Annotated in this window: 10 protein-coding genes and 1 rRNA gene; 10 read left to right on the top strand and 1 reads right to left on the bottom strand. The window is 37.6% G+C overall.

Annotation, left to right across the window (positions count from 1 at the left end; all coding sequences use genetic code 11):
- Positions 1-8: 8 nt before the first annotated feature.
- Positions 9-2030 (bottom strand): methyl-accepting chemotaxis protein, encoded by a 2022-nt coding sequence (locus ACAN52_RS18890; protein ID WP_378956521.1) that lies wholly within the window; start codon positions 2028-2030, stop codon positions 9-11.
- 374 nt (positions 2031-2404) lie between these two features.
- Here ACAN52_RS18890 and ACAN52_RS18895 point away from each other — a divergent pair, with 374 nt between their 5' ends.
- The 10 genes from ACAN52_RS18895 to ACAN52_RS18940 form a co-directional block, all read left to right on the top strand.
- Positions 2405-3250, top strand: coding sequence for a hypothetical protein (locus tag ACAN52_RS18895; protein WP_378956522.1), 846 nt, complete (start codon positions 2405-2407; stop codon positions 3248-3250).
- A gap of 68 nt (positions 3251-3318) precedes the next feature.
- Positions 3319-3735, top strand: a complete 417-nt coding sequence (locus ACAN52_RS18900; RefSeq protein WP_378956523.1) for a DoxX family protein — start codon at positions 3319-3321, stop codon at positions 3733-3735.
- A 362-nt stretch (positions 3736-4097) separates the two neighbouring features.
- Positions 4098-4865, top strand: a complete 768-nt coding sequence (locus tag ACAN52_RS18905; protein ID WP_378956524.1) for an IclR family transcriptional regulator — start codon at positions 4098-4100, stop codon at positions 4863-4865.
- Between the two features lie 240 nt (positions 4866-5105).
- Complete coding sequence (gene kduI, locus ACAN52_RS18910; RefSeq protein ID WP_378956525.1) at positions 5106-5933, top strand: 5-dehydro-4-deoxy-D-glucuronate isomerase; 828 nt, start codon at positions 5106-5108, stop codon at positions 5931-5933.
- A 61-nt stretch (positions 5934-5994) separates the two neighbouring features.
- Positions 5995-6750 carry a 2-dehydro-3-deoxy-D-gluconate 5-dehydrogenase KduD gene (gene kduD / locus ACAN52_RS18915; protein ID WP_378956526.1) on the top strand — a complete coding sequence of 252 codons (756 nt, stop codon included), beginning with the start codon at positions 5995-5997 and terminating at the stop codon, positions 6748-6750.
- Positions 6751-6884: 134 nt separating this feature from the next.
- Entirely contained in the window at positions 6885-7526 is a 642-nt protein-coding gene (locus tag ACAN52_RS18920) for a bifunctional 2-keto-4-hydroxyglutarate aldolase/2-keto-3-deoxy-6-phosphogluconate aldolase (RefSeq protein ID WP_378956527.1), read from the top strand.
- Between the two features lie 355 nt (positions 7527-7881).
- The gene (kdgT, locus tag ACAN52_RS18925; protein WP_378956528.1) at positions 7882-8850 is read left to right on the top strand and encodes a 2-keto-3-deoxygluconate transporter; all 969 of its coding nucleotides are present in this window, start codon (positions 7882-7884) and stop codon (positions 8848-8850) included.
- A gap of 32 nt (positions 8851-8882) precedes the next feature.
- Positions 8883-9824, top strand: a complete 942-nt coding sequence (locus ACAN52_RS18930) for a sugar kinase (RefSeq protein WP_378956529.1) — start codon at positions 8883-8885, stop codon at positions 9822-9824.
- A 191-nt stretch (positions 9825-10015) separates the two neighbouring features.
- The gene (locus ACAN52_RS18935) at positions 10016-10951 is read left to right on the top strand and encodes a diguanylate cyclase (protein ID WP_378956530.1); all 936 of its coding nucleotides are present in this window, start codon (positions 10016-10018) and stop codon (positions 10949-10951) included.
- A 413-nt stretch (positions 10952-11364) separates the two neighbouring features.
- Positions 11365-11429 (top strand): 16S ribosomal RNA (locus ACAN52_RS18940); the annotation flags it as partial.

Consider the following 11429-nt stretch of genomic DNA (forward strand, 5'->3'; position numbering starts at 1 on the left):
GATGATCCTTATGTTTTAAATTTATTAACGGCATGGGTCAGATCTTCGGCCATTTTAGCCAGTGCTTGACTTGATGAGGCTATTTCTTCTATTGATGCAGATTGCTCTTCGGTAATAGAAGAAACATTTTGTGTTTGACCTGCAGCTTCTGCACTTACTTCATTAATTTTATTGATGGAAGTGACAATTTGTTGACTACCGTTTGCCATTTGTTGACTAGCTGCAGAGATTTGATTTACTTGGTTAGAGACATCCATAATTAAATCTGCTATATCATGAAAAGATTTACCGGCTGCTGTGACGACTTGGGCCCCAATTCTGACCTCGCGGGTACCATCGTTCATTGCAATGACAGCTTTATCAGTGTCATTTTGAATTTCACCAATTAAATGAGCAATTTGTTTTGCAGATTCTTGGGATTGTTCAGCTAGTTTTCGGACTTCTTCCGCTACGATAGCAAAACCTCGGCCTTGTTCTCCAGCTCTCGCTGCTTCGATTGCGGCATTTAAAGCTAAGAGATTTGTCTGTTTGGAAATTCCTGAAATAGTATCAATGATACCGCTAATTTCTTTAGAACGTTCACCGAGTTTGGTAACCATTATAGCTGAGTTTTCAACTGCTATTTCAATGGTATTCATCTGACTAACCGCATTTTCAACAGATTGACTACCTTCTTTTGATGTTACAATGGTTTTTTGTGTAGTTAAAGCAACATGGTGAGCATTTGTTGCGACTTGCTGAATATCCGTTGAAATTTGTTCGATGACAGTAGAAGTTTCTTCTACTGATGAGCGTTGTAGCTCTGCGCCATTTGCCAATTCTGCAATGGCAGATGCAACTTGCTGGCTTGCTTGGGCTGAATAGTTACCACTTGTCGTAAGGGCTTTGGACGCACTCGTTAAAGTTTCAGCGGAAGAATTAACATTTGTAATCAAATTTTTTAGTTGTTCGATCATTGTGTTATAGCCATTTGCAAGCAAGCCGATTTCATCTTTTGTAGATATCTCAACTGATTTGCTGAGATCCCCACTAGCAACCCAGCCAATAGCGGTCGCTAGTTTGCGAATTGGTTGAGTTATTTTATTAGAAATGATAGTAGCAAGTATGATAACGATCAACATCACAAAAAATGAAATACCACCGATGACCATTGCGATTTTATTTCGTGCAGTCGTAAGGGATTCAACATTTTTACCAACAAACAAGGCGCCGATTGGTTTGTTTTCTGGTCCTATCAATGGTGCATATTGAGTGATATAGTGGGCTCCAAGTATATCTGCTTTTCCGATATACTGTTCTCCTTCTTTAAGCACTTTAGTAGCAACGTTTTCACTTAATTTAGTACCGAGCGCTCGTTGACCATCTTTGATAATCGTTGTGGCAACACGAGTATCATCTAAAAATAATGTGACATCCGTACCAAAATTTTCTTTTACTCGATCGACGACTTTATCATTACTGATATAGTAGCCTGCTGAAATGACCCCAATAATCTTGCCTTGTTCATCTTTAACTGGCGTCCCGGCTCGGGCAGAAAATTTAACCGCTGTGCCAGATTCAATTGCAGCAAAGGCTGTACCAGTGAGAGCATTCTTAACATTGGCTTGGTTTACCACACTATCGCCTTTGGTTTTTTCATGAGTACGAACGATGACTTTACCTGTTTCATCAGTGATTGTGGCAAAATCAATGTTAGCTCGTTTGAGCAGTGGAACAATTTCTTGTAAAACAGTATCTGCATCTTTGGTTTTAATCCCTTTTATAACTCCTGGATGACTTGCGATAACAGCTCCAAAATTGAGTGAATTTTTTTTATAATCTTCAAGAGTTGTGGTCAGTCCATTCATACTTTCCTTTACTTGCTCAGTTGCCACATTGTTATTATATTCAGTTAGAAGATAAAGCGCAGGTACTAAAGTAGCAACGATAGCGAGTAAGGTAAGTGATACTGTGAATAAAATCAACTTCGCTTTAATACTAAATCGACTAAAATAGCTAATTTCACTGGTTGTATCGAAAGTCCTTTTCATACCTTTTCACTCCTTTTCTTTTCAACTGAAAAGAAAAAAAGATGGACTAGAGAATCGTGTAACAAACACATTCCTTGTCCACCTCTAGTATTCTAGTCAGCAGTTAAATTTATTTGAGTATACTTTATCTGGTGATGTTTGTCAATCTAAGAGCCTGTAAATATAGCTTTTCAAAATGAGATGAATCCCAAGAGAGTGTTGAATACTTTTTCTTGGGATTCATTTTATTTTGAATACCTAGCTCAATCAAACCGTATCTTTTTTCGATCTCGTATTGACTAAGATATTAGAATGCAGTCATTAATGGATTGGTTTCTATATAGGAAGTCAAATCTAAATGATGATCAGTATATAAGCTAGAAAGGATGAGTATCATGAAAATAGATTCAAATATTTATGGGGCGATTGTGCCACATGCTCCAACGTTGCTAGAGGATGAGATGGATCATAAATCATCATCAGTTATAAAAGCTCTTCAAGATATTGGGGTAAAAATGCAAGAATGGGGTGTGGAAGTTGTAGTAGCAGCAACGACTCACTGGCAGAATGAAGAAAAATTTTTTATCGATAATTCACCATTTCATAAAACTGTAACGGATTATTATGGATTTCGCACAGCGGTTGAATATGATGTTGCCGGGCATCCACAATTGGCTGAGTTGCTTTTGAAAGCTGGAGAAAAGAACCTGACTTTTCCTAATGCTCTCAAACACGGTGTTGATCATGCGATCACGATTCCCTTACATTTCATGTTTCCAGATAAAAATATTCCTGTAATTCCTCTCTCTGTATCTGGTTCTCCTCTCTGCGCATTTCGATGGGGGAGAACTTTAGGAACTACACTGAGAAATTGGGGTGGCAAAGTGTTATTTTTAGCTTCTGGTTCCCTGTCTCATGACCTTCGTTGTTTTATGAGTGGTAAGATGCTGGAGAAGCATGAACAATTTGATCGTCAAGTCCTTCAGTTACTTTCTGAAGGTAAGGGAATGGATGTATTTAAAATCGATCAGGAACTCATTGAGATGGCAAAACCAGAAGGTGCTTTTCGCGACCTATGTATGCTTTTGGGCGTAATGGGATCACAAACTCTTGGATATGTTCAAGCTTATGAAAAGTTACCCGGCGTAGGTCAGGGGGTAGTTGAATTTAAAGATTTAGGTCATAGTGAGAAGGATGAAGAACTATTGCGGTATTACAAAAACAATGATTTAATGCACTAAATGCCGTATCTTTTTTGTTGAAAATATTGACTAACTCAATAAGTAAAAGAAAATGGAGGTAATGAATCATGTCAAAACGTTATTATGAATGGAGCATGCTTGTGCTTCGTGTTTCTTTAGGAGTCATTTTTTTGGCTCATGGTTTACAAAAAATTTCAGGATTTGAGGGGATTGTTGCGTTTTTTGCCTCAATTGGGCTGCCTGCGATACTCGCTTATGTAGTGACTGCAATTGAAACGATAGGTGGAGCGTGTTTGATTCTTGGTCTATTCACTCGTGCAGCAGCAGTTGGAATTATTATGATTATGCTGGGCGCTATTTTTACAGTCAAACTGAGCAAAGGATTTCTTAATGGATATGAATTTGATGTATCCTTATTAGCGATTGCAATGGCATTGGTTCTTTCAGGAAGTAACACCCTTTCCTTGGGGAAATTTTTAAGCTCTGCATTCGGAAATTCAGCTAAAAACAAAACTTTTTCATAAAAATGCAAGTAAGATCGTTTTGAAGTAAATAAGGACAACTGATGAAGAATAATTTCACCAGTTGTCCTTATTTTTGAGTTTATAAGAACGAAATTTATTTATTAGTCCATTTGGCAATGACAGGAAAAATTAAGCCAAGACTAAGAAGTACAAAAGATCTCATAAATTAGAAAAAAATATTGTTTCGAAAAAAATAAGCAGGGATTAAGAAAATTTTCTCGTATATACCGTATATAATTGAAATAGAAAATTAATCCGTATAGTGGAAATGCATAAGGTTTAAAATTTTCAATCATGAAGCAAAATAAAAATGATACGAATCGTAGCATCTAGAGTGTAAGAGATGAGAAAGGGGTATTAAAATGGCTGGGAAATTAGAAGTTCAATCGCTACATCGGGCGTTTGACATATTGGAAGTAATTGGAAATAGTGGAGCGCCTATCAGTATAAAGAAAATTACTGAGGAAACAGGACTTCCCAAATCCACAGTCTATCGTTTATTAAATAATCTTGAAAATCGAAACTATGCCTTTTGTGATGAGAATGGAAACTATCGTCTAGGATATCAATTGTTGATGATGAGTCAGTGGGCTGAAAAAGATTTTGAAATTAAGCATATTGCAAAATCTTATTTAGAATCTTTAAATCAATTTACGAAAGAAACGGTGCATTTGGCAATTTTACAGAAAAATAGAGTTCTATATGTCGATACAGTGGAAAGTCCACATGCATCAAGGTTGGTTGCGAAGTTGGGTACAACTAATTCAGTACACTGTACTGCTTTGGGAAAAGCCTTATTGTTGAAGCATACCGATGCGTCAATATTAAATATTTTGGAGGCAGAAGGTATGGATAGAAGAACAGAACATACTTTAGTAAAACCTTTAGAATATTTGCAAGAAATGGAAGAAGTCCGCAAATTGGGCTATGCATTAGATAAACAAGAAAGTGAAATGGAAGGACGTTGTATTGGTGCACCGATTTATGATAATGGGGGAAAAATAGTTGCTGCCATTAGTATATCAGGGCTAGCCACACGTTTCTCTCGTGATTTCATTGAAAAAGAAGTAGTGAGTAGATTACTAGACAGTACCTTGCGTATTTCACGCGTGTTAGGTTATGTTGGTTAATTTATAAAAAAAGATCATTCATTGATTACGCTGATCGGCAAAATTGATGAATGGTCTTTTTTATTTAGCATAGTTAGAAGCGAAAGATATAAATATCATAAAAATGAAACAAAAAATCTACATAGTGGATAAATGTTTATTATTTTGGGAAAATAAGCAGGAATTTAAAAAGTTTTAGCGTATATGTATAGTGAAAGTGAAAAATAAATCCGTATGGTGGAATTTAAGGGGGATTTTTAAATGGATATTAGACATTCAGTTCATCCAAGAGACGTAAAAAGGTATACAACTGAAGAGTTAAGAAATGATTTTTTAATTCAAAACCTATTTATCCCTAATGAAGTCAATATGGTCTATAGCCACGTTGATCGGATGATTACAGGAGGCGTCTGTCCTCTTAAGCCTGTAGCTCTTCAAGTGGCATCAGGAATGGGCGTAGATTATTTCCTTGAAAGACGGGAAATGGGTATTATTAATATTGGTGCTCCTGGTCTAGTTGTTGTCGATGGTACAGAATATAACTTAGCTACTACTGATGGCTTATATATTGGTATGGGTGCAAAAGAAATTACTTTTTCAAGCGCTGATGCAACTAAGCCTGCTAAATTTTACTTTAATAGTGCTCCTGCTCATAAGACTTATCCTACAGTGAAAATTGAGCGTAGCGATATTGTTCCAAATCATCTTGGTTCGATCGAAAAATCCAATGATCGTAATATCTACAAATACATTCATCCGCAAGGCGTAAAAAGTTGTCAAGTTGTTATGGGCATGACAGTTCTTGAACCAGGAAATATGTGGAATTCGATGCCTTGTCATACTCATGATCGTCGTATGGAAGTCTATTTGTATTTTAATCTTCCTGAAGATGCGGTTGTTTTTCATTACATGGGAGAACCTACTGAGACACGACATGTAGTCATGAGAAATGAAGAAGCCATTATTTCTCCTAGCTGGTCGATTCATTGTGGTGTAGGTACCCAATCCTATACGTTCATTTGGGGCATGGCAGGAGAAAATCAAACTTTTGATGACATGGATCACGTGGGAATGAACACCTTAAAATAGTAAATATGAGTTTGGTGTCTAGAATCGTAATAAAATAGAATGGGATAGGTGAAAGTATAAAATGAGTATGTTTGATTTGACAGGAAAAGTAGCTATTGTTACAGGAGCTGCCATGGGATTGGGGCAGGGAATGGCTCTTGCTCTTGCAAATGCAGGTGCCGATATCGTAAGTGTTGGTCTAGGTGACAACACTGAAACACAACAACTTATTGAAGGCGCTGGCAGAAAATTTTTAGCAGTAGATGCCAATTTGATGAGTATTGAACCGATTAATGGCGTTGTGGAAAAAGTAGTTTCTATTTTTGGTAAGGTTGATATATTAGTAAATTGCGCAGGTACAATTCGCCGGGCAGATGCCATTGATTTCACTGAAAAAGACTGGGATGATGTTATGGATCTCAATCTTAAAACTGTGTTCTTCTTTAGCCAAGCAGTTGCAAAGCAATTCATTAAACAAGGTCAAGGCGGTAAAATTATCAACATCGCTTCGATGTTGTCTTTCCAAGGTGGTATCCGTGTACCTTCCTACACAGGTAGTAAAAGTGGTGTAATGGGGATTACTCGTTTAATGGCCAATGAATGGGCTAAATATAATATTAATGCGAATGCCATTGCGCCAGGTTATATGGCAACTGCTAATACAGCTCCAATTCGTGCAGATGAACAACGTAATGCAGAAATTGTAAATCGTATTCCAGCAGGACGTTGGGGATTACCAGAAGATTTACAAGGACCAGTCGTATTTTTAGCAGCACCTGCTTCTGATTATGTGAATGGTTATACCATTGCGGTTGATGGTGGCTGGTTAGCGAGATAAAGATATAAGATATGTCCTCTTTATTACTGTTTGGGGCTTTTGTGAATGCATTTGCCCCAACGGTGATATGAATTGGCGAATCATTTTATAATATATAAAATTAATGGAAAATTCTAATACTGTGGAGGTTGATGATGGAAAAAGAGAAAGTAATTTCTAAAATTTGTGGTGTGGGGCTAGTCGCAGTAGTGAGGGCGGAGACTAAAAGTGAAGCGATTAAGATCACAGAAGCTTGTATTGACGGTGGCGTTGTGGCTGTTGAAATTACCTTTACCGTTCCTGGAGCCCATGAGATTATTAGTGAATTATCAAAACGTTATTCACCAGAAGAAATCTTAGTTGGCGCTGGTACTGTCTTAGATCCAGAAACAGCACGGATTGCTTTGTTGAGTGGTGCTCAATATGTCGTGGCTCCTTGTTTGAATATCGAAACTGTAAAACTGTGTAATCGCTATGCCGTTCCAATTATGCCAGGAGCTATGACGATTAAAGAAGTCGTCGAAGGTATGGAATCTGGCGCTGATATTATAAAAGTTTTCCCTGGTGAAATGATGGGACCTGGTTTTGTCAAAGCAATAAAAGCCCCATTGCCGCAGGCGCGGTTAATGCCAACTGGCGGGGTCGATATCAATAATGTAGGTGATTGGATTAAAGCTGGTTGTGTCGCTGTTGGCGTTGGTGGAAATTTGATCGCAAGTGCAAGAACGGGAGACTATTTGACAATCGCAACCAAAGCAAAACAATTCATAGAAGCTATAAAAATAGCTAGAATGTAAAACAAAGAAGTTGCAATAGAGTATAGATAACGCTAATTGACATGAAAATACAAGATTTGGTACAGCCGAAACTGTAGTTAAGTCTTTTTATTTTTAATTGTTCATATATGAAAAAAAAGTCCGCATGGTGAAGAAGATTTTAAAAATTTGCAAACATTATTGCGAAAAATGTGATTATACTATATAATCACATTATAAAAATGATAAAAAAATCCGTATAGTGGGAAATGAAAAGAAAGGAGTATGTTAAGCATTCGTAAATCAGGGTTGTCAGTAATGTCCAATTATTCTATTTAGGTATTGCAATTATAAATTCTAAGTATGTGAAAAACTGTAGGAAGAAAGGATGTATACTATGAAAATTAAGCAGAGCATTGAGAAAATTCCTGGAGGTCTGATGCTGGTACCTCTATTTTTAGGAGCTATTTGTCATACTTTTTCCCCTGATGCTGGTAAATATTTCGGTTCATTTACCAATGGACTCATTACTGGTACCGTGCCGATTCTTGCAGTGTGGTTTTTCTGTATGGGTGCTGGTATTGATGTCAGAGCGACTGGTACAGTTTTAAGAAAATCTGGAACTCTGGTCGTGACCAAAATCGCTGTTGCTTGGGTTGTGGCGGTTATTGCTGCGCAGATATTACCTAGCAATGGAGTCGCAACAGGTTTTTTTGCTGGATTATCCACTCTTGCACTCATTTCAGCAATGGATATGACAAATGGTGGTTTGTATGCTTCAATCATGCAGCAGTATGGGACCAAAGAAGAAGCTGGTGCATTTGTACTTATGTCAGTTGAATCGGGGCCATTGGTGACCATGTTGATTATGGGAACTTCAGGACTGGCTACTTTTGAACCACGTTTATTTGTGGGTGCAGTTCTTCCTTTCTTGATTGGCTTTCTTTTAGGTAATCTGGATAATGAACTACGAGAATATTTCGGTAAAGCCTCTCATGTTATGATTCCATTTTTTGCGTTTGCTTTAGGAAATACAATTGATCTAACTGTTATCCTTAAGACCGGTTTATTGGGAGTAACCTTAGGTGTTGCAGTTATCATCGTCACTGGTATTCCTCTCATGCTTGCCGATAAATATATTGGTGGTGGGAATGGTACTGCAGGAATTGCAGCGTCGAGTACCGCAGGAGCAGCCGTTACCAATCCTCTTATTATTGGCGAAATGCTTCCAGAATTTAAGCCTGTTGCTCAAGCAGCTACAGCATTAGTTGCGGCATCTGTTATCGTGACGGCCATTATGGTGCCGATGTTAACAGCTTGGTGGAGTGGCTATATGAATAATAAAGAAGTAATGGAAAAAGCGTAGTAATCGTTTTTTCTAAAATAGGGGGTACTAACATGAGTAAAATTCTTACATTAGGTGAACCAATGGCACTTTTTGTAGCCGATGCGGAAGGTTCGCTCGAAAATGTAGAAAGTTTTTCCCGTTTCGTTGCAGGTGCAGAGGTTAATTTTTCAATCGGTATGGTGCGTTTGGGACATCAAGTGACTTATATTACCCAATTAGGTGATGATCCGTTTGGTAAAGGTATTGAGAAATTTTTAAAAGAGAATACAATTGATACTTCATATCTTACTTATGATGCACAATATGTAACAGGCATGCAGTGGAAAGAAAAAGTTACGAGCGGAGATCCGCAAGTATTCTCATCACGGCGAAATTCAGCGGCATCACATATGAACGTGGAAACAATCGCAAATTTGAATTGGGACGGGTTTGATCATATTCATCTGACGGGTATCCCTCCGGCATTATCAACTGGTTGTCGTGCTCTTGTATATGAATTGATGGCACAAGCACGTTCAAGGGGAATTCAGATTTCCTATGATCCGAACCTGCGATTTGGTCTTTGGCAGGATAAAAAAGAAATGGCGCAAGTCATTAATGATTTAGCGTGTCGTGCTGATATCGTCTTTCCAGGTATTGCTGAAGGAAAATTATTGACGGGAAAAGAGACTGTAGAGGAAATTGCCGCTTTTTATCATGATGCTGGCGTTAAGACTGTTGTGATAAAATTAGGAGCGGAGGGAGCATATACAAGTTCAGAAGGCCAGTGCTTTTATACACAAGGCTTTCGTGTAGAACATGTGGTAGACACGGTAGGTGCAGGTGATGGTTTTGCTGTTGGTGTGGTGAGCGCACTGCTAGAAGAGTTGCCATTGCAAGATGCAGTAAAACGTGGTACTGCGATTGGCGCTTTAGCAGTAATGTCACCTGGTGATAATGATGGATTACCAGATAGAGAAAAGTTAACTGCATTTATGAAAGAAACAATATAGTAGAATAAAGTCCCTTAAGATGAAAAGAATCTTGAGGGACTTTATTTATTTAAAATAATATTGACAATGGTTACATGAATGTTTACTATATAATGAGAATGGTTTTCAATTGAGTGGAATTTTCTTATAATGGTGTAAAAAAATTCCCCACTATTGTTGCCGGCTGGCGTTTGGAAGAGGAGGAGAGAACTTTGGTAAATAAGATTCGGCTAATTTTTCTAGTGATGCTATTAATCCCTCAGGGCATTATATATTGGATGGCATCAGATTCTTTATTGACTACAAATAAAAATTTTAGTCAGATTGAAGCCGTATCGTTAGCGAGTGCTCTACTTTTGATTTTGGGAATGCCTAGTTTAACAATTCAATGGTTGGTAGAAAAACCGTTACGTAATATGAGAGAATTGTGTTCTCAAGTCAAGGGGGGGAATTACCATAAGTTACTACCTTTATCTAGTGAGGGAAGAGATGGCGAAGACGAGATGGTCGCTCTTATGCGTGATATGAACTGGATGGCGCGGCAAATCGAAAAGAGGGAAAAAGATTTGCAACAGGCGGTTGATGACTTATGGCAGTCACGAAATCAAATGCAAGTGATGGCTATGACAGATCCGTTGACGGCCATTGCGAATCGGCGGTGTTTTTTTGATACCTTAGAACAAAAATTCAAAGCATTGGTTTGTCAATATCAACCCATTTCACTGTTGATTATTGATGTTGATTTTTTTAAAAAAATTAATGATACATATGGACATCAAATTGGTGATCAAGTGTTATTAGAATTGGCAAAAATTATTCAAGACAATACTCGAGGTGGAGATTTGGTAGCGCGCATCGGTGGTGAAGAATATGGAATATTGCTACCGAATAATACTTCACAAGAGGCAATCAGTGTTGCGAATCGAATCCAAAAGGGGATTGATTCGCATGAATTTCTTCTCGATGCAAACAGAATTTCTGTGACTGTTTCAATTGGGGTTTGTACTCTTCCTCAGCCGCCTTGTTGTTTTGATAAGGAAAAACTATACAACTATGCAGATCAGGCTCTTTATCATTCTAAAAATAGTGGACGTAATAGTGTATCTGTATATGATCCTGATAACCACTCGATTCAAAAAGTTGCTTAATATTAGAATGAAAACATGAGTTAAATGAAAGTGATTGCAATTGCATATTTGGCTAGGTAGTCCTGAACGTATAAGATAATCATTGCAATTATCGGTAATTGTCTTTTGTTTTTTGAAAAATAATGAGAGAAATAAAAAATATAAACTCTTGACACGATTCCTTATAACATGTTATTATAAATGAGTTGCCAACAACAACATAAAAAAAGTTGACATTTTACAATAGATATGTTAAAATAATTTTTAGTCGCAATAAGCGGCGAGGTGTTCTTTGAAAACTAAACAATGTAAGTAAAGTTAAAATAAGCCAGATGTGCCGTACTCGTTTTGAGTACACACATGTTGGGTCACGTAAGTGATACTGACACAAGTAAGTTTTTTAAAGAGCCATCAAGGTTCTTCATAATATAACTTTTATGGAGAGTTTGATCCTGGCTCAGGACGAACGCTGGCGGCGTGCCTAACACATGCAAGTCGA

Source organism: Pelosinus sp. sgz500959 (assembly GCF_042610375.1).
GTDB lineage: Bacteria > Bacillota > Negativicutes > DSM-13327 > DSM-13327 > CTSoil-075.

What these genes read in the sequence shown, in the direction of transcription:
- kduD (WP_378956526.1), top strand. Translation starts at nt 5,995, where the DNA reads ATGAGTATGTTTGATTTGACAGGAAAAGTAGCTATTGTTACAGGAGCT.
- ACAN52_RS18900 (WP_378956523.1), top strand. Translation starts at nt 3,319, where the DNA reads ATGTCAAAACGTTATTATGAATGGAGCATGCTTGTGCTTCGTGTTTCT.
- kdgT (WP_378956528.1), top strand. Translation starts at nt 7,882, where the DNA reads ATGAAAATTAAGCAGAGCATTGAGAAAATTCCTGGAGGTCTGATGCTG.
- ACAN52_RS18890 (WP_378956521.1), bottom strand. Translation starts at nt 2,030, where the DNA reads ATGAAAAGGACTTTCGATACAACCAGTGAAATTAGCTATTTTAGTCGA.
- kduI (WP_378956525.1), top strand. Translation starts at nt 5,106, where the DNA reads ATGGATATTAGACATTCAGTTCATCCAAGAGACGTAAAAAGGTATACA.
- ACAN52_RS18905 (WP_378956524.1), top strand. Translation starts at nt 4,098, where the DNA reads ATGGCTGGGAAATTAGAAGTTCAATCGCTACATCGGGCGTTTGACATA.
- ACAN52_RS18895 (WP_378956522.1), top strand. Translation starts at nt 2,405, where the DNA reads ATGAAAATAGATTCAAATATTTATGGGGCGATTGTGCCACATGCTCCA.
- ACAN52_RS18920 (WP_378956527.1), top strand. Translation starts at nt 6,885, where the DNA reads ATGGAAAAAGAGAAAGTAATTTCTAAAATTTGTGGTGTGGGGCTAGTC.
- ACAN52_RS18930 (WP_378956529.1), top strand. Translation starts at nt 8,883, where the DNA reads ATGAGTAAAATTCTTACATTAGGTGAACCAATGGCACTTTTTGTAGCC.